Here is a 24,534-nt window from a genome sequence, read left to right as displayed (position 1 = left end):
TGACTACTGACTGACCGGACAATGTAATCGTGTCATCTGCCCCTGCTTGCCCACCGGCGTGATGAGCGTGACGCTGATGCTGACACATCTTTGCTGTGTTGTCTGTACGCGGTTAACTTTCCACCCCTCCGCCAGTGCGGGAGGCTGAAGCTGGCTCTGTCGCCAGGCGCTGCGCCAGAGCTGGCGATGCTGATTAAGCAACGCGGAACCATTAACCAGCGCCCGATGATAACCCGCAAGCGCGGTGACAACCATAATCATTAGCGCCATTGCCAGCAGAACTTCAGGCAGGCTAAACCCGGCCTGTTTATTTAGCGGATCTGGCATAATGAAACCTCCGTCAGCGGGCAAAAATCACTCCAGCCGCGCGGTGAAAAGCGCACTTTCCCTTCGCTAATCTCGCCGGATTGCCACAGGCTCATAGAGCGACTGGCGGCGATTAAGAGCAGCGAGCGGTCGGGGAAGATCCGCAGACACGACCGCCACTGCTGCGCGGTTTGCTCCGCGCACTGCAAAGGCTGATTCGCCTGCCAGCGTTGTGCCTTCGCCCACTGTAACGCCGAGTGCGCGCTGGCCTGCTCGCGCAGCGCCTGCGTTTCGACCGCCACGCGCCGGTGAAGCGCGCGCTGCTGCTGGTTCTGCCCCTGAAGCATCAGGCTGCCGAGCAGCAAAAGCAGCAGTACCAGCGCCAGCGATGACATGCCGCGCTGCCGGTTCACAGGTTGTACCCCGTGACGCTGTACACCGCTTCTGCCGTTTTTTGCGGAAGGTTTTTCAGGCTGGCAACCAGCGTAATCGTCAGCTCCGGCGGAAATCCGGCACGCTGCCAGGGCTCCACGGTGAAGCGCGTTACCCGCAGCATTTGCGGATCGGTCATTTTGTCCCAGCTTTTGTCTTCACAGGAGGATGCTCCGCGCAGTGTTTCCAGTACGCCATTCTGGAGACGAAAGCCGGTGACGTCCGAGGCAACTGCGGGAGCATCTTCCCACTGACCGTTACTGTTGGCATCCCATTTCACCAGCACGCAGCTTCCCTCGCGGGCGATGATCAGCGGCTCTCCGGCGCAGGTTCCCCGGCAGTAACCCGCGCGCTGTAAATGTTTCGCGACGGTATAGGTTCTCTGCCACAGTTCATCCTCCAGCGCCTGATGACGGTTTTGCTCCAGGGCGGCACGCTGTAATCCCGGCAAAAATCGTGACGCGCCCAGAAGTAACAGGCTGCTGATGGCCATCGCTATCAGCGTTTCAGCGAGCGAAAAACCCTGCTGTACTACAGGCATGTGTTCCCCTCCCCCGGCTGGCACAGCCGGATGCGCCCCCAGTTTGAAAGCACGACAATCCAGCTTCCCGCCGGGCTTTGCAGATGTAGATGCCCGGCCCAGGCCGTGTTACGCAGGCCAAAAAATTTCAGCCCGGGCGTGATATCCGTCAGCCGGACTTCAGGCCATGCCGGACGCAGCGTCCAGGGATCGCCACCCGCGCAGCTCTGCATTCCGCTGCTTAGCAAACACCAGCCGTCTGCGTCCCGCATAACGCTGACCGGGTGGTCGCGGTTATGCCAGTTTGCATCGTCACGCAGCAGAACCAGGAAATCCCGGACCTGAATCGCGGTTTGCCACAGGCGCTGCTGCTGTTGCCAGCTTCGCCAGCCGTACAGCCCCGCTGCGCTGAGGATGGCGATCATCGCAATGACGATGATGGTTTCAATGAGCGTATAGCCCTGTTCTCGTTTCATGGCGGGAAGTGTGCGGCGAAAGAAAAAGTGTGGCGAGCGGCGATGTTGCGTTTTACGAGGCGCTACGAGAGATTTTTACGCTATTGCAGCGCGTTGCAAAAAATCGGGAAGGCAGATTCAGAAATGCAAAAACGGCACCCGAAGATGCCGTTTTGAGGGTTGCGCCACGCGCCGCAGGAGACTTAAATAGCGACCGGGGCTTTGATACCAGGGTGCGGATCGTAGCCTTCGATTTCGAAATCGTCGAACTGATAGTCAAAGATCGAAGCCGGTTTGCGTTTGATGATAAGTTTCGGCAGCGCGCGTGGTTCGCGGCTGAGTTGCAGGTGCGTCTGCTCCATATGGTTGCTGTACAGATGGGTATCGCCACCGGTCCAGACAAAATCACCCACTTCAAGGTCGCACTGCTGCGCCATCATATGCACCAGCAGCGCGTAGCTGGCGATGTTAAACGGCAGACCGAGGAACACGTCGCAGGAGCGCTGATAAAGCTGGCAGGAGAGTTTGCCGTCCGCCACATAAAACTGGAAAAACGCATGGCACGGTGCCAGCGCCATTTTATCCAGTTCACCGACGTTCCAGGCAGAAACGATAATCCGGCGGGAATCCGGGTCATTTTTGAGCTGGTTCATGACGGTGGTGATCTGGTCGATATGACGGCCATCCGGCGCAGGCCAGGCGCGCCATTGTTTGCCGTAGACTGGCCCCAGATTACCCTGTTCATCGGCCCACTCATCCCAGATGGAGACCTTGTTTTCACGCAGATAAGCGACGTTGGTATCACCCTGCAAAAACCACAGCAGCTCATGAATAATCGAGCGCAGGTGGCAACGCTTGGTGGTGACCAGCGGGAAGCCTTCACGCAGATTAAAGCGCATCTGGTGACCAAAAATAGAGAGCGTGCCGGTGCCGGTACGGTCGTTTTTCGGGGTGCCCTCGTCGAGCACTTTCTGCATTAAATCAAGATACTGTTTCATGCTGCCTCAGGAGAGTTGTTGCTGTGGACGACGATACGCCCAAATCATCATAGCGATACCCGCGATAATCATTGGCACGGAGAGGATTTGCCCCATGCTGATGTATTGCACCCACGCGCCGGTAAACTGCGCGTCTGGCTGGCGGAAGAACTCAACGATGATGCGGAATGCACCGTAGCCGATCAGGAACAGGCCGGACACCGACGCGGTTGGGCGCGGCTTACGGATAAACAGGTTCAGAATGATAAACAGCACGATCCCTTCCAGCACCATTTCGTAAAGCTGGGAAGGATGACGCGGCAGCACGCCCCAGGTGTCGAAAATAGACTGCCATTCAGGGTGCGCAGGCAGCAGGCTGAGATCTTCTGCCCGCGAGCCGGGGAACAGCATCGCAAACGGCGAGGAGGGATCGACCCGCCCCCACAGTTCACCGTTAATGAAATTGCCCAGACGTCCGGCACCCAGACCAAAGGGGATCAGCGGCGCGATGAAGTCAGCTACCTGGAAGAAGCTGCGCTTCGTGCGGCGGGCGAAAATCAGCATCACCACGATCACGCCAATCAGGCCACCGTGGAACGACATGCCGCCGTCCCAGACGCGGAACAGGTACAGCGGATTATCAAGGAACAGCGGCAGGTTATAGAACAGCACGTAGCCGATGCGACCACCGAGGAACACGCCGAGGAAGCCCGCATAGAGCAGGTTTTCGACTTCGTTTTTTGTCCAGCCGCTGCCGGGGCGATTGGCGCGGCGCGTTGCCAGCCACATCGCAAAGACAAATCCCACCAGGTACATCAGGCCGTACCAGTGCAGGGAAACCGGTCCAATGGAAAAAATCACCGGATCAAAATCCGGGAAACGCAGATAGCCACTATTCATCTGTCACCACAAGTGATTGTTATTCCGCCGAAAGTGGACAGCGGTAATGACACGCGCCCGCGATTGTCGGGCGCTCCAAAGGAGCGAATCATAGCATAAGCGTAGAAAGGAGATGGCGCTGAAGTTGTAAAAGATATGTATACGTACGCTATCCTTCATGCGGTCATCCAGTACTCACCCTGGTGGCCGCCTGAAGGACGGCCTAGCGCCCACCGCGTATCAGCCCGCCCATGCCGCGCCGCTCCATAAATGCCGCGACCTGGTGGCGCACTTCCGTTGCCAGCTGTGCCTCAAGGCTGCGGCGGGCAAGGGTTTGCGCCTCTTCAAATTCGATATGGCGCAGCAGGTATTTGACCCGCGCCACCGAGCGTCCGTTCATCGACAGGTGACGGTAGCCGAGGCCGATTAAAATCGCCACGCACATGGTGTCGCCCGCCATTTCTCCGCACAAGCGCAGGTCAATGCCGTACTGCTCCGCGTCGCGGGCGATCATCGCCAGCGCGCGCAGCATCGCCGGATGCAGGCTGTCGTAAATACTCGCCACCCGCGTATTGTTGCGATCGACCGCGAGGATGTACTGCGTCAGATCGTTGGTGCCGACGGAGATAAAATCCACCCGGTTCGCCAGCTGCGGTAGCATAAAGAGCATCGACGGGACTTCCAGCATGATGCCGATACGCGGTTTCGGGATCGCGTAGCCGATCATCTCTTCCACTTCCCGCCCGGCGCGTTCAATCAGCCGCCGCGCCTCGTCCACTTCATCAATGCTGGTGATCATCGGCAGCAGAATGCTGAGATTGCCGGTCGCGGCGTTGGCACGCAGCATGGCGCGCACCTGTACCAGAAAGATCTCCGGCTGATCGAGGGTGATTCTGATGCCGCGCCAGCCCAGGCACGGGTTCTCTTCGCTGATCGGCATATACGGCAGCTGTTTGTCCGCGCCGATATCCAGCGTGCGTAAGGTGACGGGCTTGTCGTTGAACATTTGCAACATGCCCTGATACTGCGCAACCTGCTCTTCTTCCGAAGGAAAGCCGCTTTGCAGCATGAACGGAATTTCAGTGCGGTACAGGCCGATGCCGTCAATGCGACTACCCAGCTTCTGCTCATGCTCCGGGCTAAGTCCGGCGTTGAGCATGACCTTCACCCGTTCCCCGCTTTTCAGTTCGGCGGGACGTTCGACGTCATCTTCCGCAATGCGGCTGAGTTCGTTCTCTTCATTGATGAGGCGCTGATACTCTTTCAGCAGCACCGGCTCGGGGTCAACCAGCAGTTCACCGCGATAGCCGTCAATGATCAGCGTGCGGCGGTGCAGCACTGAAGGCTGGATATCCGCGCCCATCACGGTGGGGATCCCCAGCGCACGCACGATGATCGCGGCGTGAGAATTGGAAGCGCCGTCGCGTACTACCACGCCCACAAGGCGATCCTGCGGCAGTTCCGCCAGCGTCGCCGCCGACAGTTCGTCGGCCACCAGCACAAAGCGTTCCGGCCAGGCATTGGGTCCCTGCGTGGTGTCGTCGAGGTGGAACAGCAAACGCTGTCCCAGCGTGCGCAGATCTCCCGCCCGCTCTTTCAGATAACCGTCGGTGAGGGCGGCGAACTGCTCAGCAAATTTTTCGACAACCTTTTTCACCGCCCATTCGGCTACCGATCCACGATCAACTTCGTCGAACAGCTCACGGCGCAGGCGCGCATCGGAAAGCAGATGTGAATAGAGATCGAAAATCGCTGCCGTCTCTTTCTGCGCCCCGACCGCAAAACGTTTGCTGTAGCGCCGGAATTCACTGGCGGCTTCTTCCAGCGCCCCGGTCAGCCGCTCGCGCTCGGAGGCAGTATCCAGGGTTGAGGCTTCATAAACCTGCTCCATCAGCGGCAGCGAGGTGTCCATCCACCCTTCAGCCACGGCGACGCCGGGCGAAGCAGGCAGCGCACGAATGCGCGTCTGACGATACTGACCAAACAGCGCCGCCAGCTGCGACTGCGAAAGGATGGCCGCCATTTGCGTGGCAAGCGTAACCAGGAAGGACTCTTCGCTTTCGTCGTACTGGCGCAGTTCACGCTGCTGGACGACCAGCACGCCCAGTAACTGACGTCGCTGGATAATCGGCACGCCGAGAAACGCGCGGAAGCGCTCTTCTTTTACGGAGGGAATGTATTTAAAGCTGGGATGTTTTTGCGCGTCGGCCAGGTTGATGGGTTCCGCCAGGCGGCCCACCAGCCCGACCACGCCTTCATCAAACGCAAGCGCGACGGTGCGACCACGCGGTTTTTTCAAACCGCGCGTCGCCATCAGATAGTAACAACGCCGGTCATGATCGGCCAGGTAGACCGAGCAGACTTCAGTGTCCATCGCAAGGCAGATGTCGGTGACCAGAATATCCAGCGCTTCATTCAGGCGCGGCGCGCTGGCCACTTTCTCGACGATTTCTCGCAATCGGGTGAGCATAATTTGCGTGGCTTAACCTCTTTTACGTCGCCATGCAGGGGCGGTTTGCGGCTTAGGGGGACTTTCCTGAAGCGACATCACCATCCCTGCAAACTCTTTCATCACCCGCCGATAGACGTCACGTTTAAACGAGACGACCTGACGTACAGGATACCAGTAGCTTACCCAGCGCCAGCCGTCGAACTCTGGCGTGCTGCTGGTTTGCATGTTGATATCTGCATCGTTGCCGATTAACTGCAACAGAAACCACTTCTGCTTTTGGCCGATACAAACCGGCTTTGTGTCCCAACGCACCAAACGTTTCGGTAACTTGTAACGCAACCAGTTGCGAGTCGATGCGAGGATCCGCACATCTTTGCGGCTTAGCCCGACCTCTTCAAACAGCTCCCGGTACATCGCCTGCTCGGCTGTTTCTCCTGGATTAATTCCCCCTTGCGGGAATTGCCAGGAGTGCTGACCAAACCGCCGCGCCCACATGACCTGGCCCAGACGGTTACAGATTACAATACCCACATTCGGGCGGTAGCCATCGTCATCAATCACCGGACTACCTCAAACTAATCTTCAATGTGAATGATTGTTTCACACTCGCCGGGAACGGTAAACCACTCTCTTCGGGGAGAATTACCGGACAACCTTTGAATAACTCACAAAAATGCTTCAAGTTATAAACAGTTGGTCGGGGGAAAAGTCGATTTTATTCACTTTTTCTGTGGATAGAGTTGTGAAGAAGCATGGAATTAACGTGGGAAAACCCAGATAACTCTGATTATCTCAGCAAACGGCGCCTCAAATAAACAGCATTAATTCAGTCAGTTATATCTCAATAATGCCTCAAATAACATAAAAACGTGATAGCCATCACATAAGAGATCCACCAGTTGATGAAAGATCGCACAGCGTGGGATTTATCCACAGATTGTGCCAATAAGTTAGTCACTTTTTGTGTAAAAATTCGATTTTCGTCGCACGTCAAGGCTGTAAATGGAAACAGTAGTGCGGGTTTTTCACAGTTATCCCATTTTTCTGTGGATAACATGGTGTAAGATCCTGTTCATTGTCAGTGACCAGATTTGAAAAACCTTTTTTTAAAACGATCGCCACGCGATTTCCGGGAAAAAAAATGCCAGCAAATCAAACGGCTGGTGACACCTGTCAGAAAAAGATAAACTCTTTCTACGGTGAGTAAAATCACTGCTCATTTTTTAACCAAAGGTTGTTGCAATGTCTTCTCTTTCGCCATTGTCTTCTCCACCGCAAACTCAGACGCAGCTTTTACACCAGGCGCAGCAGCTCGCAGGCTACACGCTCGGCGAACTGGCCGCGCTGGCGGGCTTACCTGTTCCGCGCGATTTAAAGCGCGATAAGGGCTGGACCGGCCTGCTGCTGGAAGTGTGGCTGGGGGCGAGTGCGGGCAGCAAACCGGAGCAGGATTTTGCCGCGCTTGGCGTGGAGCTGAAAACCATTCCGGTGGACAGCCGGGGGCGTCCGCTGGAAACAACGTTTGTCTGCGTCGCGCCGCTGACCGGCAACAGCGGCGTCAGTTGGGAAACCAGCCACGTTCGCCACAAGCTGAAGCGGGTGCTGTGGATGCCGGTTGAAGGTGAGCGCACCATTCCACTGGCGGAACGCCGGGTTGGCTCGCCGCTGCTGTGGAGTCCGAACGAAGAAGAAGACCGGCAACTGCGGATGGACTGGGAAGAGTTAATGGATCTGATCGTGCTCGGTCAGGTGGAACGCATTACCGCCCGCCACGGCGAGGTGCTTCAGTTGCGTCCGAAGGCCGCCAACAGCCGTGCGTTGACTGAAGCCATCGGCGCACGCGGTGAGCTTATTTATACCCTGCCGCGCGGCTTCTATTTAAAGAAGAATTTCACCGCTGCCCTGCTGGCGCGTCATTTTCTGCTTTCCGCTGACTGACACCCGCTTTTGACATAATTTTAAGATTTTCCTGCTTTTTTATCCCCATCTGCCTGCGCTATTACTAAACTGTTATCAGAATCGGTCATTGAGGGGGAACAACGGTGAAAAAATGGGGAGTGTTAATTTCGGCTGTAGGGCTGGCCTGTGTGGTTTCAGGCTGTAGCAGCGATTACGTAATGGCAACCAAAGATGGTCGGATGATCCTGACCGACGGCAAGCCAGAAGTGGATAATGATACTGGTCTGGTCAGCTATCACGATCAGCAGGGAAATTCAGTACAAATTAACCGCGATGAAATATCACAAATTATTGAGCGCTAACCGCTGAAGGTCAGCCATCTGCTGACCTTTATGATTTTTTCCTTTCCCTTTTTCTTTCCCTCTGCCATTTTTATATTCCTTTGTCGGGAGGTTCCTGACGCGACTTATAAAAAGGAATTCGGCTATGCATTATCACCGTATCCCCCACAGCTCGCTTGAGATTAGCACCCTGGGGCTGGGCACTATGACGTTTGGTGAACAGAACAGCGAAGCCGACGCCCATGCACAGCTTGATTACGCCGTTAGCCAGGGAATTAACCTGATTGACGTCGCTGAAATGTACCCCGTCCCGCCGCGCCCTGAAACCCAGGGACTGACGGAGACTTACGTCGGCAACTGGCTGGCGAAGCGCGGCAATCGCGAAAAGCTGATTCTCGCCTCCAAAGTCAGCGGCCCGAGCCGCAATGGCGACAGCGGTATCCGCCCGGATCAGGCGCTGGATCGCAAAAATATTCGCGAGGCGCTGGACAAGAGCCTGAAACGGCTGCAAACCGATTACCTTGATTTATACCAGGTTCACTGGCCGCAACGCCCGACCAACTGCTTTGGCAAGCTTGGCTACACCTGGGCGGATTCCGCGCCGGTGGTGTCGCTGCTGGAGACGCTGGAAGCGCTGACCGAATATCAGCGCGCCGGTAAGATCCGCTATATCGGCGTGTCGAATGAGACGGCGTTTGGCGTGATGCGCTACCTGCATCTGGCGGATAAACACGATCTGCCGCGTATTGTCACCATTCAGAACCCGTACAGCCTGCTGAACCGCAGTTATGAGGTAGGTCTGGCGGAAGTCAGTCAGTTTGAGGGCGTGGAACTGCTGGCCTATTCCTGCCTGGCATTTGGCACGTTGACCGGTAAATATCTTAACGGCGCGCAGCCTGCGGGCGCACGCAATACGCTGTTCAGTCGCTTTACCCGCTACAGCGGTGAGCAGGCGCAGAAAGCGGTTGCCGCATATGTCGATATTGCCCGGCGTCACGGTCTCGATCCGGCGCAGATGGCGCTGGCCTTTGTGCGCCGTCAGCCATTCGTCGCCAGTACCCTGCTCGGTGCCACCAGCCTGGAGCAGTTGAAAACCAACGTCGGAAGCCTGCATCTGGAGCTTAGCGAAGAGGTGCTGGCGGAGATTGAAGCAGTGCATCAGGTGTATACCTACCCGGCACCCTGAGTCAGCATGTCCGCCGACGGACATCGGCGGGCACGCTTTTACCCGGTTGCATCAACGCCTCTTCCGGCGGTTATTTTCGCTTAACGCGGCCCCAGATCCACAGCGCAGCAATCGCCAGCGCAAAAATCACCCCAAAACCGACACCGACGCCGATAATCGGCACGCCAATTTTGACCGCCAGTGAGTACAGCCCCAGCATCAGCAGCATGGCGCTGTTTTCACCGAGGTTTTGCACCGCAATCGCGTTACCCGCACCAACCGTTCGCTTACCGCGCTCCTGTAACAGCGCGTTAAGCGGTACCACGAAGAAGCCGCCAAATACGCCAATAATGAGCAGGATGGCATACGCCGGGAGTTGGGTAGTTTGCAGAGCGAAAAAGACCACCCCGATGCCGATCAGTATCCCCGCAGGCATACAGCGCGCGACGGTTTCCAGCGTGATGAGTTTTGCCGCCGCTCCTGCGCCAACAACGATACCCACCGCCACCATTGCGTTGAGGTAAGTCGGCGTGGCGTTATCAACAATGCCCAGCGCCACCGGCACCCACAGAACCAGCAGAAAACGCAGCGTGACGCCCGCGCCCCAGAACAGGCTGGTGCCCACCAGCGAGAAGCGGGTTTCATTGTCAGTCCACAGTGTCCGGCAGGCGGAGAAGAAGCTGCGGGTCATCGGCGTAAAGCGCCAGGATTGACCGGGACGTGCGGCAGGCAGTTTCGGGATCATCAAATTGGCGACAACCGCCCCGGCGTAGGCCAGGGCGCACACGCCGAGCGCTGCCATCACGTGCCAGTCGGCCAGCACGCCACCCGCTACCGAGCCAAGCAGGATGGAAGCGATGGTTGAGGACTCCATCAAACCGTTAGCTTTCACTAACTTATCCCCGGTGGTTAATTCACCGAGAATGCCGTATTTGGCGGGAGAATAGGCTGCGGCCCCGACCCCTACCAGCGTATAGCCAATGAACGGGTTAATGCCAAAGCAGATGCTGCCAGCGCCAACCAGCTTCAGGATATTGGCAAACATCATCACCCGGCCTTTGGCGAAGCTGTCGGCGATTTGCCCGACAAACGGAGCGAAAAGTATGTAAGCGCCTACAAACACCATTTGCAGAACCGGCTGGCTCCAGTCCGGGTAAAACAGCTCCTTCATCAGCGCCAGCGTGGCAAACAGCAACGCGTTGTCGGCGAACGCAGAGAGAAACTGCGCGCCGATCACCGCCTTCATCCCTTTCGACCATAGCGAAGTGTTAGTGTGTACTGACTCACTCATGAGCGTGTTCCGCCTCATCAACCATGCCTTTTAAGGTAACGAAATCCGGCTTACCGCTGCCGAGCAGAGGCATTTGTTTGATAAAGCGGATATCGCGCGGGACCGCCAGCTCCGGCACACCGTTGCTGCGGGCGTACTGTTGCAGTTTGTCGCGGCTAAGTTCGTTATCGGTCGTAAAGAGCACCAGCGCTTCACCTTTGCTGGCATCCTGCTTGATAGCCGTCGCGTGCATTTTGTCTGGCGAAACCGCCATCGCCAGTTGCTCGACCATCTCAAGCGAAACCATTTCCCCGGCGATTTTGGCAAAGCGTTTGGCGCGCCCCTGGATGCGTACAAAACCCTGCTCGTCAAACGCCACGATATCCCCGGTGTCATACCAGCCGGTTTCGATATCGCCGTTGGCGTTTTCCGCTGTCGGCGCTTCCAGCACGCCAGGATTTTCTACCCGCAGGTAGCCGCTCATAATGTTCGGCCCTTTTAACTGTAGCCGTCCGCCCTCTTCAATGCCCGGCACCGACAGCAAACGCGCGTCGAGGCCCGGCAGAATGCGCCCGACGGTGCCGGGTTTGGCTGCCATCGGCACGTTGATGGAGACGACCGGCGCGCATTCGGTCACGCCGTAGCCTTCCAGCACGCGCAGGCCGAATTTGTCCTGCCAGAGCTGGCGGGTGCTCTCCTGAAGTTTTTCCGCGCCCGCCACCACGTAGCGCAGACGGTAGAAATCATACGGGTTGGCAAAGCGCGCGTAGTTGCCGAGGAACGTTGAGGTGCCGAACAGCACGGTGCAGTTACGGTCGTAAACCAGCTCCGGCACGATGCGATAATGCAGCGGGCTGGGGTAAAGGAACACCTGCGCCCCGGTCAGCAGTGGCGTAAACAGGCCGACGGTCAGGCCGAAGGAGTGAAACAGCGGCAGCGCCGACATAAAGCGGTCACTGGCGGTAAAGTCAGCGATGGTTTTGATCTGCTCGACGTTCGCCAGAATGCTTTTATGGCTGTGCACCACGCCTTTCGGGTTCCCTTCCGAACCGGAGGTGAAGAGGATCACCGCCGGATCTTCCGGCTGCTGCTTCACCTGCGCCAGATGCGGCATAAACAGATGGGCAAAAATCCATACTTTGTCGGCGGTGGTGACGTCGCTTTTTAAATCTTCCAGGAACACCCAGCGCACCTGCTTAAGCTGCTCCGGCAGATGCCACAATTTGCCTTTATCGAGGAACTGGCGCGAGGTGAACACCGTTTTGATTTCGGCGGCGGTAATGGCGCTGGTCAGTCCTTTCACTCCCGCCGTGTAGTTCATCATCGCCGGAATACGTCCGCGTGAGATGGCCCCGAAAATCACCGCCGCGCTGATCCCGGCGTTGGGCAGCATCAGGCCGATTTTTTCACCCTGGACGCTGTATTTTTCCAGGATTCGCCCGACGAACAGCGTTTTGGTCAGCAGTTTACGGTAGCTGTCCGGCGTGAAGTTGATGTCTTCCACGCAGGGTTTGCGAGCCCCGAAGCGGTCCTGCGCTGCCAGCAGCGCTTCAAACAGCGTTTCGCGCGGGCGCACGGCCATGCGCGCTTCCATCATAATTTGATGGAGCATCTCCCCCGCCAGCTTACGGCGGTCACGGGCGCGAGGCGCTTCCGGCATCGGAATAGAGGTTGGCGGTAAAATATGCAGGGTGATGCGCGGAAACAGGCGCTGTTTCACCAGCCCTTTCAGGCGGCTGAAGAAGGTCAGTTCCGCCCCTTCAATGCGTACCGGCACAATGGTCGCTCCGGCTTTGGCAGCAACAAACGCTGCGCCGTCATAGATTTTCATCAGCGAGCCGCTGACCGAGATGCGCCCTTCCGGGAAAATCACCACCGGGCGGCCCTGCTCAATCAGCCGCACCAGATGTTTAATGGACATTGGTTTGGTGGGATCGAGCGGGACGATATCAATCAGCGATTTCAGCCAGCGCATATACCATTGCTGGCTGATGGAGGTGTACACCGCAAAGGTCGGGCGAATGGGCAGAAACAGCGCCAGCAGAATGCCGTCAATAAACGAGACGTGATTAGGGGTAATCAGGATTTTTTGCTGATGCAGTGCGTGAGTGTCGCCGGTGACTGTGATCCGAAATAAGATCTGAAAAAGCTGGCGAAAAAAACCTAAAAGCATATCAACTCCCTTTGCTGGTTTGAGAACGTTTGTAACGCATAGAAGTAGCATAACAGGCGCAGCAGCAAAATGGAGGCGAAAAAAAACCTGCGCATCTGCGCAGGCCGGTGTAAGAGTCGGGTACGAAGTTCGTACCAAAAAATCTCACCAATCAATACCTCTGGGATAATCAGAGTAGCAATCCACGTTAAACCTCCACCAGCGGACAATCGCAACATCCTGGCGCAAAGTGTAACTAAAGGTATGAATTAGCTTTTTCTCATTTCACCAGGCGATGACGTAACGAGTCACCCTGACATTACTGACGGCGATCACAGGCCGCATTATTGCTACGTGCTAAGCTACACTCCTTGAACGATGAACGTTTTTCCGTAAAAATTAATATGATGTACACATAACATCACTCAGCGGCATCAGCACGTAAAGCGACTGAAGGATGAAAGGTGTAAGCGTTTTCCCCTATAAGGCAAAGTATGGCGACAATAAAAGATGTAGCCCGGCTCGCAGGCGTTTCTGTCGCCACCGTTTCCCGCGTTATCAATAATTCACCCAAAGCCAGCGACGCTTCGCGCCAGGCGGTGCTGACGGCGATGGAAGCGCTGTCTTATCACCCTAACGCCAACGCCCGCGCGCTGGCACAGCAATCAACGGAGACTATCGGTCTGGTGGTCGGCGATGTTTCCGATCCCTTTTTTGGCGCGATGGTTAAAGCCGTTGAACAGGTGGCCTACCACACCGGCAATTTCCTGCTGATTGGCAACGGCTACCATGACGAACATAAAGAGCGTCAGGCCATTGAGCAACTGATGCGCCACCGCTGCGCGGCGCTGGTGGTTCACGCCAAAATTATTCCTGATGCCGAGCTGATCGGTCTGATGAAACAGATCCCCGGCATGGTGCTGATTAACCGTATCGTGCCTGGCTATGAAAAGCGCTGCGTGGCGCTGGATGACCGTTACGGCGCGTGGCTCGCCACCCGTCACCTGATCCAGCAGGGTCATACCCGCATCGGCTATTTATGCTCGAATCACGCGATTTCCGACGCAGAAGACCGCTTGCAGGGCTATTACGACGCGTTGAAAGAAAGCGGCCTGCCCGCTAACGACCGGCTGGTCACGTTTGGTGAACCCGATGAAAGCGGCGGCGAGCAGGCAATGACCGAACTGCTGGGGCGCGGCAAGAATTTTACCGCCATCGCCTGCTATAACGACTCCATGGCCGCTGGCGCAATGGGCGTGCTGAACGATAACGGCATTGACGTTCCGCGCGAAATTTCGCTGATTGGTTTCGACGACGTGCTGGTGTCCCGCTACGTGCGCCCGCGTCTGACCACCGTGCGCTACCCTATCGTGACGATGGCGACCCAGGCCGCCGAACTGGCGCTGGCGCTGGCGGAAAATCGCCCGCTACCGGAAATTACCCATTTATTTAGCCCAACGCTGGTACGCAGGCAATCGGTGACTACGCTCGCGGAAAATTAATGTCCGCTATACTGATAATGGCATATGATAAATGCCATTATCAGTATTTATTCTTATGCGTGTCGAGTTTTATATAATTCTCATAAATAATTACCGCTTCAGACTTACCCTTTCCGTATTAGTTAGGTAAAGCGATATCAGAGAATGAAGAGCTTAACTGCACCTTTGACATTTACCGTACCAACCGCGTCGGGGCGCAGGAGGGATTGCGTTCGCTGCGGGTGGGATTTTGGCATTTTTTGGTGCTCCGATAATTTTTGTTGCCGCTGCCACAATTATATTAGGTATTGCCCTGAATATTGCATTGAATATACTTGATGAGCGCTATCATATTTCAGGCTCAATAAAAGAGAAAATTCGGGAAGCCTTTCAGAACTCATTTAAAATAAGACAATGGTATCAACAACACCTTCCTTATGACCTGTATTTATTTTATAACTCGAGGAATTAACCATCATGCTGCAAAAAATAATCAAAAAGATGCCGGAGAAATTAATTTATTATGGTGCAAAAGCATTGACCATCATAATTTTTATCTCCCCCCGGTCACATCAGCTTCCCCTGAAAAATGGGTACTGACTCAAACAGATAGCCGTCAAAATCCGGCGCGTCTTCATCGGAGAGTTCCAACAGGCTATTTTTGACGTTTTCGAGATGCTGCCACATGGCCTGCCACGCGCCCATTACATCGCGGCGGCGCAAGGCGGCGAGGATGGTTTGCCGGTCGCCCAGCCATTTCAGGCGGTAGGCGCGGCTGGCGATATGCACGTTAAACTGCTGCCAGAGCGGGCTGCTGTCCATCTGATGCCAGATGTTTTCCACCGTCACCAGCAGCATCTGATTTTGCGATGCCCCCGCCAGCACCAGGTGGAACATTTTGCTGTTGTCCTGGCTGGTATCGTTGCTGGCAATCGCCCGCTGCTCCTGCTCAATAATCCGCCGCAGGTTGTCGATGTCGGCACGGGTCGCCATCCGTGCGGCGAAAGCGGCGATGTTGCTTTCCAGAAGCTGCCGGGCCTGAAGGATCTCAAACGGTCCGACGTCGCTGGCGAGCAGGCGTTCTTCGTCGCTTTCTTCTTCGCAGGGGACGCGCATTACGTAAACGCCGGACCCCTGGCGGATATCCACCGTGCCCTGAAGTTCCAGCATCAGTAGCGCCTCGCGGACGATGGTCCGGCTGACGCCGTATTTTTCGGCGATGTTGCGTTCAGGCGGGAGCCGCGAGCCGGGCGGGTATAATCCCTGCACGATTTGCGCGCGTAAGTCTTCACCAATTTCCTGGTAAGGTTTTTTTTCCGGCGGGACGACGGCCTTCTCCACACTATCACCTGTGCATACGTTGAGGTTGGCGTCCGGGGGAAGCCCGGACGCGGAGCATTTTAGCAAATTTCGCGCCGCGTCAGGAGTGTCCCCCGCAGGTTATTTATCTTCATCGTCAAGCGTTAGCGTGAGTGCTCGCCGCTCGCGTAGCTGCCGGAACCACCCGGCGGATTTTTTCGCCCGCCGCGCGCGGTTATTTTGCAGGTCGATTTCAATCAGGCCGTAGCGATTTTTGAACGCGTTCATCGGCGAGACGTTATCGGTGAACGCCCAAAGCATATACCCCTGGCAGTTTGCGCCATCCTGCCGCGCCAACAGGGTGTGATACAGATGCTCGCTGATAAAACGGATGCGGTAGTCATCTTCAATCACGCCGTCGGCGTTACGAAACTGCCCTTCGTTCTCGACGCCCATGCCGCTTTCAGCCACAAACCACGGGATATTGCGGTACTCATCTTTGATGCGCATCGCCATATCGTAGATGATGCGCGGATAAATCTCCCAGCCGCGCGAGGCATTCATTTTACGTCCCGGCAGGTCGAACGGTTCGTAATACCACGCCGGGTGGAACGGCGTCTGCGGATGCCAGGCGCGGGACGGCGCTTTTACCCGGTGAGGATAGTAAAGATTGATCCCCAGTTCATCGACGGTATTATCGCGGATTATTGCCAGTTCGTCCGGGGTGTACTCCCACGCCACGCCGTGTTGCTCCAGCAAAGTGAACAGTTCGGCGGGATATTCGCCATGGACCAGCGGATCGAGAAAGACGCGGTTATAAAACAGATCGTAAACTTCCGCAGCCCGCACGTCGTGCGCAGCGCGCGAACGCGGATACGTCACTTCCGGGTTAAGGATACAGCCCACCGTACCGTGATAACCCTTCTGGCGGAAAAGCTGTACCACTTTCGCCGTTGCCAGCGTTTTATGATGATTCCACTGCATCCAGGTGCCGGTGTTTTGCTCATACGGCCAGCGCAGCGCATCCAGATAAACCCGCGTCTGGACGACAATCGGCTCGTTAAACGTGAACCAGCGGGTAACCTGGCGGTGATAGCGCTCAAACACTTTTTCCGCATACAGCACGTACAGGTCAACGACTTTTTTCGACGCCCAGCCGCCGTAGTTTTCCAGCAGGTAGCCCGGCAGTTCGTAATGCTCCAGACAGATCATCGGCTTGATGCCGTGCCGCGCCATTTCCGCAAACAGCGCGTCGTAATAGCGGGCGTAGTCTTCATCCACCGTGCCGTTTTCGTAGTCGGTTAAAAAGCGCGACCAGTTGATCGAGGTGCGGTAGTGGGTCAATCCCGCCTCTTTCATCAGCGCGACATCTTCCCGAAAGCGGTTGATAAAATCGGTGGCGACCGCCGGGCCGTAGCCGTTATGCCAGACGTGGCGATCGTTTTTGTACCACAGATCCGGCCATGAATCCTGGCCCTCTTTTTTCCCGCTCCAGCCTTCGGTTTGCCAGGCGGAAGCCGCCGCGCCAAGAATAAAATCGTCCGGGATCGTTAACGTTTTTGTACTCATAAGCTCCTCATTTGGTAGCGGCAGCCTGCTGTTCACTGAGCAGTTGCGCCTGCTCCGCGCGGCGGGAGGCAATTTTAACGAACGGCAGATAGATGATCACCGCCGTGATAATGCAGATAAGCTGGGTGACCACCGCGCCCATCGATCCGGCGGTGGACAGCCAGGCGTTAATCAGCGGCGGCGTAGTCCACGGCACCATCACCACCGCTTTTCCGGCAAAGCCGGTGACGGTCGCAAAGTAGCCAATCGATCCGGTCACCAGCGGGGTGATGATAAAAGGAATGGCGAGGATCGGATTGAGCATGATCGGCATCCCGAAGATCACCGGCTCGTTGATATTAAAGATCCCCGGACCAATGGAAAGTTTGGCGATCTCGCGCATTTCTTTGCGTTTGGTAGCGATCATCACCGCGATCAGCAGGCCGATTGTCAGTCCCGATCCGCCAATGCTCATGTATACATCCCAGAACGGCATGGTGATGATGTTGGGCACCTCTTTGCCCTGCTCGAAGGCGCTCATATTGACGGTGATCGCCCCCAGCAGCAGCGGCTCGCGGATCGGTTTGATCATCTGATTACCGTGAATGCCGATCACCCAGAAAAGCTGGGCGACAAACATCAGCAGCAGGATCCCCGGCAGGCTCTGCACCACCCGCTCCAGCGGCTGCTGTACCACCTGGTACACCGCGTCGTAGAGATACATGCCGGTGATTTGATGGAAAACAAAGCCAAAGGTGGCAATGACCGTGGTGGTGATGATCGCCGGGATCAGCGCGGAGAACGAAGCGGAGACGTTCGGCGGCACGGTGTCCGGCATACGGATTTTCAGCCCGTCGCGTTTCTCCAGCCAGCAGTAAATTTCCACCGACAAAATCGCGATAAACATGCCGAGGAACAGGCTGCGGGTGTCCGAGAACTGGCGCAGCAGCACGTCTTTCACTTCGTGCATTTGTCCATCCACCATCATTTCTACCGTGGTGGGCGTCACGCAGATAAAGCAAATCACCGCCAGCAGGCCGGGAAACAGCGTTTTGATACCGTTGATCCTGCCCAGCTCAATGCCGATCAAAAACACGGCCCCGATGTTGAGGAAGTTCAGCGTGGCATAGTTAATGGCGCTGGTGATGGGTTTGAGCGCGGCGAGAAAGGACAGCGCCTGAAAGCTGGCAAGCCCGTTTTTCGGGTCCAGCACCATGTTGGAAATAAGGACGGAAAAAGCACCCACGATGATCACCGGCATCAGCGTGATGAATGAGGCTTTGATCGCCATGATATAGCGATAGCTGTTGAATTTTGTCGCAAAACTGCCCAGCGAGTCGATCAATTTGTCCTGAAATGCCATCGGGAAGTACCTCAGTATTTTAAGGGCTGATGAGCGAAACGGGGACGGCTGACACCCATTTGGCATACCAAAAATAGTCACAAGGGGAGAAAAGTTCTGTGACTGCGGTCGCAACCCGGCAAGCGGTATTCCAGATAAGCCATTTAAATCCATTTGGCATACCAAATAAGGCAGAGGAAACGCGATATTTGTTTTCCGGCAATGCATTACCGCTTTTTCTCTAAGGAGAAATGGCTATAAGCCAGACGTTTTCGTTGTTAGACAGGGCGTGGCGCGGCTCTTATCGTTCGTCATTATTTGTAAATTGACGAGGGATTCCTTTTGGCCAGGTTACTGAAAACATTAACAACAAAACCCACGCGCTTTACCCTTGCTCTGAAAATCGCGCTGCTGGGCGGCGCGGTGGCTTTTTCTTCACTGGCAGGCGCTGAAGAGACGTTAAAAGAAGGCATCACGCCCGCCACTGACGCAAGCCAGGTTCCGGCAGCGGCGAAGCTGCGTAAGGATACGGTGGTGGCCGGGATCTCCGAACCACAGGGGATTTTTAACCCTTACTTTTTTGTTAACGGCTGGGATGAGAACGTCACCAACGTGATTTTCTCGCGCCTTATTGACTGGGATAGCCAGGGCAAACTGGTGCCGGGTCTGGCGGAAAGCTGGAACGTCAGCCCCGATGGTAAGGTGTACACCATCAAACTGCGCCCGAATCTGACTTACAGCGACGGCTCGCCGCTCACTGCCGAAGACGTGGCGTTTACCCTGACCGTGCTTTCCGATCCAAAATATGACGGCGACACCGACATCACGCTTGCCAATATCGCCGGTGGCGCAGAGTACAAAGCAGGAAAAGCGGACAGCGTTAGCGGTCTGAAGGTGATTGACCCACTGACGCTTGAAGTGACCACCACCCAGCCGGGCGCGACGACGCTGGCGAAAATCGGCGGGCCGGTACTGTCGAAAGCCTACTACGGCAAAAATTATCAGCGCGGCAATCTCGATTATCTGCGCACCCTGCACGGAAAACCGCTGGGCAACGGCCCGTATGTTTACGACAAATACATTCCGGGCCAGGAGATCCGTTTCCACGCCAATACGCACTTTTACCGTGGCACTCCGCCCACGCCGCGTTTTATTTATCGCGTGACTAATCCGTCCACCAATTTCCAGCTTTTCCAGACCGGCGAAACGGATTATGACGCATTCACCTCGCGCCCGGATGATATTGAACAGCTGAAGCTGCTTGGCTTCGCCAATATTAATCTGTACGGATCCAGCGATTACAGCGAGGTGGAATTCAACGTCCGCCGCCCTGCCCTGAAGGATGTGAAGGTCCGTCAGGCGCTGATTTACGGCCTGGATCGCCAGAAGCTGATCGACGTGGTGTATCAGGGGTACGGCACCGTCGCCGTTGAGCCGATTGCGCCGATTTCGTGGGCCTATAACCCGGAAGGCGTGAATCCTTACAAATACGATCCGGCGCAGGCGAAAAAGCTGCTGGATGACGCGGGCTGGAAACCGGGCGCGGACGGCATCCGGGTGAAGGATGGTAAACGCCTGGAACTGACGCTGCTGGTCAGCAAGAAAGTGCTGAACGACGCGCTGATCCCCATCGCCAAAGAGAACTGGCAGCAGATCGGCGTGCTGCTTAAACCGCAGGTGGTGGACTTTAACGCCCTGATGGCGCAGCGCAAATCGGGCAATTACGATCTGGCCTCTTTCAGCACCAGCACGCTGAACGATCCGCACGACGGGGTGTGGGATTTCTACAGCACCGAGGCGAAAGAGTCAGGCTATAACAATCCTGACGTCGATAAACTGATTAACGAAGGCAACGCCACGCTCGACGTGGAAAAACGCAAGCCGATCTACCACCAGCTGTATAAAGTGCTGGCGAACGATCCGCCGGTGATCCTGCTCGGCAACCGTAAAATTCTCTCTGCCAGCAGCGCCCGCGTGACCGGCTTTAAACCGGACATTTATAACGGGCTGACCGGTAGCCTGCCGGATGTAAAAATCGTCAAGTGATGCCGTAACCATCGCCGCCACCGGGGACAATCCGGCGGCGGCCGTGAGAGAACCATGAGAAATTTTATCCTGCGGCGACTGCTGCAAACCCTGCCGATGCTGCTGCTCGCCTCGTTTATCATCTTTATGCTGTTTGCCAAAACGCCTGGCGACTTTATTGATGGCAACATCACCCTGACCGCCGCCCGCGCCGCCGAACTGAAAGCGATTTACGGACTCGATCAGCCGCTGTTTAGCCGCTATCTGCACTGGCTGGGCCAGCTTTTACAGGGCGATCTGGGTTTCTCGCTGCAATATCAAATCCCGGTCAGCCAGTTGCTGAATCAGTACATCTGGAATTCCTTTCTGCTGGCAATCATCGCGCTGGTGTTTTACTGGGGCATTGGCCTGACGGTCGGCATTGTTTCGGCGCTGAAGTCCAATTCGCTGTTCGACCATCTGGTCAGCGTGCTGGTCTTCGCGGCGATGTCGTTTCCGACTTTCTTTCTCTGCCTGCTGCTCATCAAGTGGTTTGCGGTGGATCTACACTGGCTCCCGGTCGGCGGGATGACGAATACCGGCAGCGATGACAGCGGCTGGGCATGGATGATGCAGGTTGCCGCGCATCTGGTGCTGCCGGTGCTGGCGCTGGTCATGCTCCAGGCCGGTAGCCTGACGCGCTATTTTCGCGCCAGTATGCTGGACGTGGTGAAGATGGATTTTATCCGTACCGCCCGCGCCAAAGGATTACGCGAGCGGACGGTCATTTTTAAGCACGCGCTGCGCAATGCCCTGCTGCCGATTATCACCCTGCTCGGCTTTGAGCTTCCCGGCCTGTTTTCCGGGGCGATCATCACCGAAAAAGTCTTCAACTGGCCGGGTGCCGGGCATATTCATATTGATTCGCTGGCGGCCCGTGATTATCCGGTGCTGATGGGATTTACCCTGTTTCTGGCGGTGTTAACCATTCTCGGCAATTTGCTGGCCGATGTGCTTTACGCGTGGGCCGATCCGCGCATTCGGGTGAGGTCGTGATGCTGCGTTCACTGTTTTCCACCCAGCGCCGACTGCGCAAAGCTGAAATCCCGACACTGGCGCAGGTGACGCCTTCCCCGTGGCGTCAGGCGTGGCGCGCGCTGCGGCAAAACCGGCTGGCGATGCTGTGCCTGATTTTGTTGATCGTCATGGCGCTGTGGTGCGTGCTGGGGCCAGTCTGGTCCCCGTGGAAAGATGACGCCACCGACGTGCTGATGATCAACAAGCCGCCGGGCGCGGAACACTGGCTTGGCACCGATTTTCTGGGGCGCGACGTCTATACCCGCCTGCTGCTGGCCGGGCGCATTTCGCTGATTATCGGCCTGCTGACCATGCTGCTGTCGGTGGCGCTCGGCTATCTGCTCGGCGCGGTTTCAGGCTATGTCGGCGGGCTGACCGATAAGCTGCTGATGCGCCTCGCCGATCTGGTAATGACCATTCCCAGCCTGCCGCTGCTGATTGTCGCCGGGGCGATGCTGTCGGAACTGGATTTTTCGCCGGAATCGCGCATTTACATGGTGATTGTCATGCTTAGCCTGCTGGAGTGGCCGAAGCTGGCGCGGCTGGTACGCGGGCAAATTCTTTCCCTGCGCGAACGCGATTTTATGCTGGCGACGCAGGTGCTGGGTCTGTCCTCGCGCCGCCGTCTGCTGGGGCATCTGCTGCCTAATACCATCCCGATTCTGGTGGTGATGGCGACGATGGCGGTGGCGAACGCCATTCTGACCGAATCCGCGCTCAGCTATCTCGGCCTCGGTGTGGTACCGCCCACTCCCTCGTGGGGCAATATGATGGATGCCGCCAACAGCCTGATTGATTTTCAACGTCGCCCGTGGCTGTGGATGCCGCCGGGGATCGCCATTTTTATTACCGTCATCGCCATTAATGTTCTCGGCGACGGCCTGCGCGACGCGCTGGACCCGAAAATGAAACGCAGGAGCCTGAAATGAGCGAACCCCTGGTCGCTTTCAATCATCTTTCCGTCTCATTCGCCGCCGATCAGGGCCGCGTGCGCGCGGTGCAGGAGGTTTCCTTTGCCGTTCATGCCGGACAGACCGTGGGCGTGGTCGGCGAGTCCGGCTGCGGAAAAAGCGTTACCGCCATGTCGCTGATGGGCCTGCTGCCTCCGCAGGCGGCGCGGCTTGACGGCGGAGAAATCCGCTTTCAGGGGCGCGACCTGCTAACCCTGAAGCCATCGCAGATGGCCGATCTGCGCGGCAACGAGCTGGCGATGATTTTTCAGGAGCCGATGAGCGCGCTTAACCCGGTGCTGACCATCGGCGAACAGCTTTGTGAACCGCTGATCCGCCACCGGGGAGAATCGCCAAAAGCCGCGTGGCAGCACGCGACCCGGCTGATAACCCACGTCGGACTGGCGCGCGCCGAAAGCCTGATGACCAGCTACCCGCACCAGCTTTCCGGCGGAATGCTGCAACGGATCATGATCGCGATGGCCTTAAGCTGTCGTCCCAAACTGTTGATTGCCGACGAGCCGACCACCGCGCTGGATGTGACGGTGCAGGCGCAGATCCTGCGTCTGCTGCGCGATCGGGCGCGCGAGCATCATATGGCGCTGATGCTGATCACCCACGATCTGGGGGTGATCGCCCAGATGGCGGAGCATGTGGTGGTGATGTACGCCGGACGGGTGGTCGAGCAGGGAGCCACCGCCGACGTGCTGCGCCATCCGCTGCATCCGTACACCCAGGGGCTGATTGCCTCGCGTCCGGTGCCCGGTCAGCGCCAGCGTCGGCTGTATTCCATTCCCGGTCAGGTCCCGGATCTCGCCGCTCTGCCGCCGTACTGCGCGTTTACTGACCGCTGCGCGCGGGCCACCGAGCGTTGCCGCCAGGGCGTTCCGCCGCTGGTCGGGCAGACCCGGCAGGCGGCCTGTTTTTACAGTGGTCTTGCGGAGTCTGGTCTATGAGCCATGAATATGTGATTGAAGTGGACGGCCTGAAGAAGCACTTTCCGCTGCGCGACGGGCTGTTTGGTCAGGAAACCGGGCAGCTACGGGCGGTGGACGGGGTCAGCTTTAAGATCCGCCAGGGGACTATTTTTGGCCTGGTGGGCGAATCCGGCAGCGGCAAAACCACCGTTGGCCGCACCCTGCTCGGCCTGTACGACAAAACGGCGGGCAGCGTGAAATATCGCGGCCGGGAGTTGCACGATCTGTCGGCGCGGGAACTGCGGGCGCTGCGCCCAAAAATTCAACTGGTCTTTCAGGACCCGTACAGTTCCCTCAACCCGCGCATCCGCGTGGGGGATGCTATCGGTGAGGCGATGCTGGAGCACCGCCTGTGTTCACGGGCGCAACTGCGTGAGAAAGTGACCGAGGTGATGGCTATCTGCGGCCTGTCGGCCCAGCACTATAATCGCTTCCCGCATGAGTTTTCCGGCGGCCAGCGGCAGCGCATCGGCATTGCCCGCGCGCTGATCCTCAACCCGGATTTTATCATCGCCGACGAGCCGATTTCAGCGCTCGACGTTTCCATTCAGGCGCAGATCATCAATCTGTTTTCCGACCTGCGCGATGAGCGCGGGGTGACGTTTTTGTTTATTTCCCACGATCTCGGCGTGGTGGAACATTTGTGCGATGACGTGGCGGTGATGTATCTGGGGCAACTGGTCGAAACCGCCAGCCGCGATACGCTGTTCAGCCAGCCGCTGCATCCGTATACCCAGGCGCTGCTCGCCGCCGTGCCGACGCTCGACCCGGACAGCGAGCCGGTCGCCGTGGTGCAGGGCGAAATTCCCGACCCTTCGCGCCCGCCTGCTGGCTGCCGGTTTTCTTCACGCTGCCCGCACGCCGTGGCGCGCTGCCATGAGGAGATCCCCGCGCTGCGCGAGGTGTCGCGCGAGCACCGCGTGGCCTGCCATCGGGTCAGCGTTGAGGACGGGATCGCCCGGCTGACGTAGCGTTATGTTGATCCATGTACAATCCTGGCGAAGCCGT

The 24,534-nt window shown here is 57.0% G+C and carries 23 protein-coding genes and 1 pseudogene; 10 read left to right on the top strand and 14 right to left on the bottom strand.

Going from position 1 to position 24,534, the window contains the following annotated elements:
• Positions 1-3: 3 nt before the first annotated feature.
• The 9 genes and pseudogenes from RT197_RS06775 to RT197_RS06735 all read right to left on the bottom strand — a co-directional run.
• Positions 4-327 carry a prepilin-type N-terminal cleavage/methylation domain-containing protein gene (locus tag RT197_RS06775; protein ID WP_312948586.1) on the bottom strand — a complete coding sequence of 108 codons (324 nt, stop codon included), beginning with the start codon at positions 325-327 and terminating at the stop codon, positions 4-6.
• Entirely contained in the window at positions 312-701 is a 390-nt protein-coding gene (locus RT197_RS06770) for a DUF2509 family protein (RefSeq protein ID WP_409529680.1), read from the bottom strand. The genes RT197_RS06775 and RT197_RS06770 overlap by 16 nt, the downstream gene beginning before the upstream one ends.
• 14 nt (positions 702-715) lie before the next feature.
• Entirely contained in the window at positions 716-1,279 is a 564-nt protein-coding gene (locus RT197_RS06765) for a prepilin peptidase-dependent protein (protein ID WP_312948584.1), read from the bottom strand.
• Positions 1,270-1,734: a prepilin peptidase-dependent protein gene (locus tag RT197_RS06760; RefSeq protein ID WP_312948582.1), complete on the bottom strand. Its 465-nt coding sequence runs from the start codon at positions 1,732-1,734 to the stop codon at positions 1,270-1,272. The genes RT197_RS06765 and RT197_RS06760 overlap by 10 nt, the downstream gene beginning before the upstream one ends.
• 182 nt (positions 1,735-1,916) lie before the next feature.
• Entirely contained in the window at positions 1,917-2,711 is a 795-nt protein-coding gene (thyA, locus tag RT197_RS06755; RefSeq protein WP_312948580.1) for a thymidylate synthase, read from the bottom strand.
• A gap of 6 nt (positions 2,712-2,717) precedes the next feature.
• A complete protein-coding gene (lgt, locus tag RT197_RS06750; protein WP_312948578.1) occupies positions 2,718-3,590 on the bottom strand; it encodes a prolipoprotein diacylglyceryl transferase in 873 nt (290 codons plus the stop codon).
• A 202-nt stretch (positions 3,591-3,792) separates the two neighbouring features.
• Positions 3,793-6,039: a phosphoenolpyruvate--protein phosphotransferase gene (gene ptsP / locus RT197_RS06745; protein ID WP_312948576.1), complete on the bottom strand. Its 2,247-nt coding sequence runs from the start codon at positions 6,037-6,039 to the stop codon at positions 3,793-3,795.
• 12 nt (positions 6,040-6,051) lie between these two features.
• Positions 6,052-6,582 carry an RNA pyrophosphohydrolase gene (gene rppH / locus RT197_RS06740; protein WP_312948574.1) on the bottom strand — a complete coding sequence of 177 codons (531 nt, stop codon included), beginning with the start codon at positions 6,580-6,582 and terminating at the stop codon, positions 6,052-6,054.
• A gap of 364 nt (positions 6,583-6,946) precedes the next feature.
• Positions 6,947-7,078: pseudogene (locus tag RT197_RS06735) on the bottom strand (hypothetical protein); the annotation flags it as partial.
• Positions 7,079-7,263: 185 nt separating this feature from the next.
• On the opposite strand from RT197_RS06735, the gene mutH reads away from it, so the two are divergent.
• From mutH to RT197_RS06720, 3 genes are all read left to right on the top strand, one after another.
• Positions 7,264-7,959 carry a DNA mismatch repair endonuclease MutH gene (gene mutH, locus RT197_RS06730; RefSeq protein ID WP_312948573.1) on the top strand — a complete coding sequence of 232 codons (696 nt, stop codon included), beginning with the start codon at positions 7,264-7,266 and terminating at the stop codon, positions 7,957-7,959.
• Positions 7,960-8,063: 104 nt separating this feature from the next.
• Positions 8,064-8,282 (top strand): YgdI/YgdR family lipoprotein, encoded by a 219-nt coding sequence (locus RT197_RS06725; protein ID WP_049838639.1) that lies wholly within the window; start codon positions 8,064-8,066, stop codon positions 8,280-8,282.
• Positions 8,283-8,406: 124 nt separating this feature from the next.
• Complete coding sequence (locus tag RT197_RS06720; RefSeq protein ID WP_312948572.1) at positions 8,407-9,447, top strand: NADP(H)-dependent aldo-keto reductase; 1,041 nt, start codon at positions 8,407-8,409, stop codon at positions 9,445-9,447.
• Positions 9,448-9,517: 70 nt separating this feature from the next.
• On the opposite strand, the gene lplT is transcribed toward RT197_RS06720, so the two are convergent.
• The gene (gene lplT / locus RT197_RS06715) at positions 9,518-10,717 is read right to left on the bottom strand and encodes a lysophospholipid transporter LplT (RefSeq protein ID WP_312948570.1); all 1,200 of its coding nucleotides are present in this window, start codon (positions 10,715-10,717) and stop codon (positions 9,518-9,520) included.
• Complete coding sequence (gene aas, locus RT197_RS06710) at positions 10,710-12,869, bottom strand: bifunctional acyl-ACP--phospholipid O-acyltransferase/long-chain-fatty-acid--ACP ligase (protein WP_312948568.1); 2,160 nt, start codon at positions 12,867-12,869, stop codon at positions 10,710-10,712. The genes lplT and aas overlap by 8 nt, the downstream gene beginning before the upstream one ends.
• Positions 12,870-13,342: 473 nt before the next feature.
• Here aas and galR point away from each other — a divergent pair, with 473 nt between their 5' ends.
• Together galR and RT197_RS06700 are read left to right on the top strand one after the other, a co-directional pair.
• The gene (galR, locus tag RT197_RS06705; protein ID WP_312948566.1) at positions 13,343-14,350 is read left to right on the top strand and encodes an HTH-type transcriptional regulator GalR; all 1,008 of its coding nucleotides are present in this window, start codon (positions 13,343-13,345) and stop codon (positions 14,348-14,350) included.
• A gap of 229 nt (positions 14,351-14,579) precedes the next feature.
• Positions 14,580-14,801 carry a hypothetical protein gene (locus tag RT197_RS06700; RefSeq protein WP_312948564.1) on the top strand — a complete coding sequence of 74 codons (222 nt, stop codon included), beginning with the start codon at positions 14,580-14,582 and terminating at the stop codon, positions 14,799-14,801.
• A 95-nt stretch (positions 14,802-14,896) separates the two neighbouring features.
• On the opposite strand, the gene RT197_RS06695 is transcribed toward RT197_RS06700, so the two are convergent.
• The 3 genes from RT197_RS06695 to RT197_RS06685 form a co-directional block, all read right to left on the bottom strand.
• Positions 14,897-15,670, bottom strand: coding sequence for a GntR family transcriptional regulator (locus RT197_RS06695; RefSeq protein WP_312948562.1), 774 nt, complete (start codon positions 15,668-15,670; stop codon positions 14,897-14,899).
• A gap of 99 nt (positions 15,671-15,769) precedes the next feature.
• On the bottom strand, positions 15,770-17,197 hold the full coding sequence (locus RT197_RS06690; RefSeq protein ID WP_312948560.1) for a glycoside hydrolase family 1 protein: 1,428 nt from the start codon (positions 17,195-17,197) through the stop codon (positions 15,770-15,772).
• Between the two features lie 7 nt (positions 17,198-17,204).
• Positions 17,205-18,539 carry a PTS transporter subunit EIIC gene (locus RT197_RS06685; RefSeq protein WP_312948558.1) on the bottom strand — a complete coding sequence of 445 codons (1,335 nt, stop codon included), beginning with the start codon at positions 18,537-18,539 and terminating at the stop codon, positions 17,205-17,207.
• A 321-nt stretch (positions 18,540-18,860) separates the two neighbouring features.
• Here RT197_RS06685 and RT197_RS06680 point away from each other — a divergent pair, with 321 nt between their 5' ends.
• From RT197_RS06680 to RT197_RS06660, 5 genes are read left to right on the top strand one after another with little or no spacing between them, the layout of a single operon-like run.
• A complete protein-coding gene (locus RT197_RS06680; RefSeq protein ID WP_312948556.1) occupies positions 18,861-20,564 on the top strand; it encodes an ABC transporter substrate-binding protein in 1,704 nt (567 codons plus the stop codon).
• Between the two features lie 54 nt (positions 20,565-20,618).
• Entirely contained in the window at positions 20,619-21,578 is a 960-nt protein-coding gene (locus RT197_RS06675) for an ABC transporter permease (RefSeq protein WP_312948554.1), read from the top strand.
• Positions 21,578-22,528 (top strand): oligopeptide ABC transporter permease, encoded by a 951-nt coding sequence (gene opp4C, locus RT197_RS06670; RefSeq protein WP_312948616.1) that lies wholly within the window; start codon positions 21,578-21,580, stop codon positions 22,526-22,528. Before RT197_RS06675 ends, opp4C begins: the two co-directional genes overlap by 1 nt.
• Positions 22,525-23,505 carry an ABC transporter ATP-binding protein gene (locus RT197_RS06665; RefSeq protein WP_312948552.1) on the top strand — a complete coding sequence of 327 codons (981 nt, stop codon included), beginning with the start codon at positions 22,525-22,527 and terminating at the stop codon, positions 23,503-23,505. The genes opp4C and RT197_RS06665 overlap by 4 nt, the downstream gene beginning before the upstream one ends.
• Entirely contained in the window at positions 23,502-24,497 is a 996-nt protein-coding gene (locus tag RT197_RS06660) for an oligopeptide/dipeptide ABC transporter ATP-binding protein (RefSeq protein WP_312948550.1), read from the top strand. Before RT197_RS06665 ends, RT197_RS06660 begins: the two co-directional genes overlap by 4 nt.
• Positions 24,498-24,534 lie beyond the last annotated feature (37 nt).

This window comes from Superficieibacter sp. (assembly GCF_032071645.1).
Taxonomy (GTDB): Bacteria; Pseudomonadota; Gammaproteobacteria; order Enterobacterales; family Enterobacteriaceae; genus Superficieibacter.
The sequence above is the reverse complement of the archived record's forward strand: the minus strand, read 5'-3'. Positions and strand labels throughout refer to the sequence as shown.

Bases quoted from the DNA above. Each gene is read 5' to 3' on its own strand.
- RT197_RS06665 (WP_312948552.1), top strand. From the start codon at position 22,525: ATGAGCGAACCCCTGGTCGCTTTCAATCATCTTTCCGTCTCATTCGCC.
- RT197_RS06760 (WP_312948582.1), bottom strand. From the start codon at position 1,734: ATGAAACGAGAACAGGGCTATACGCTCATTGAAACCATCATCGTCATT.
- RT197_RS06770 (WP_409529680.1), bottom strand. From the start codon at position 701: ATGTCATCGCTGGCGCTGGTACTGCTGCTTTTGCTGCTCGGCAGCCTG.
- opp4C (WP_312948616.1), top strand. From the start codon at position 21,578: ATGCTGCGTTCACTGTTTTCCACCCAGCGCCGACTGCGCAAAGCTGAA.
- RT197_RS06685 (WP_312948558.1), bottom strand. From the start codon at position 18,539: ATGGCATTTCAGGACAAATTGATCGACTCGCTGGGCAGTTTTGCGACA.
- thyA (WP_312948580.1), bottom strand. From the start codon at position 2,711: ATGAAACAGTATCTTGATTTAATGCAGAAAGTGCTCGACGAGGGCACC.
- RT197_RS06690 (WP_312948560.1), bottom strand. From the start codon at position 17,197: ATGAGTACAAAAACGTTAACGATCCCGGACGATTTTATTCTTGGCGCG.
- RT197_RS06675 (WP_312948554.1), top strand. From the start codon at position 20,619: ATGAGAAATTTTATCCTGCGGCGACTGCTGCAAACCCTGCCGATGCTG.
- lgt (WP_312948578.1), bottom strand. From the start codon at position 3,590: ATGAATAGTGGCTATCTGCGTTTCCCGGATTTTGATCCGGTGATTTTT.
- mutH (WP_312948573.1), top strand. From the start codon at position 7,264: ATGTCTTCTCTTTCGCCATTGTCTTCTCCACCGCAAACTCAGACGCAG.
- lplT (WP_312948570.1), bottom strand. From the start codon at position 10,717: ATGAGTGAGTCAGTACACACTAACACTTCGCTATGGTCGAAAGGGATG.
- galR (WP_312948566.1), top strand. From the start codon at position 13,343: ATGGCGACAATAAAAGATGTAGCCCGGCTCGCAGGCGTTTCTGTCGCC.
- RT197_RS06720 (WP_312948572.1), top strand. From the start codon at position 8,407: ATGCATTATCACCGTATCCCCCACAGCTCGCTTGAGATTAGCACCCTG.
- RT197_RS06775 (WP_312948586.1), bottom strand. From the start codon at position 327: ATGCCAGATCCGCTAAATAAACAGGCCGGGTTTAGCCTGCCTGAAGTT.
- RT197_RS06765 (WP_312948584.1), bottom strand. From the start codon at position 1,279: ATGCCTGTAGTACAGCAGGGTTTTTCGCTCGCTGAAACGCTGATAGCG.
- aas (WP_312948568.1), bottom strand. From the start codon at position 12,869: ATGCTTTTAGGTTTTTTTCGCCAGCTTTTTCAGATCTTATTTCGGATC.
- RT197_RS06660 (WP_312948550.1), top strand. From the start codon at position 23,502: ATGAGCCATGAATATGTGATTGAAGTGGACGGCCTGAAGAAGCACTTT.
- ptsP (WP_312948576.1), bottom strand. From the start codon at position 6,039: ATGCTCACCCGATTGCGAGAAATCGTCGAGAAAGTGGCCAGCGCGCCG.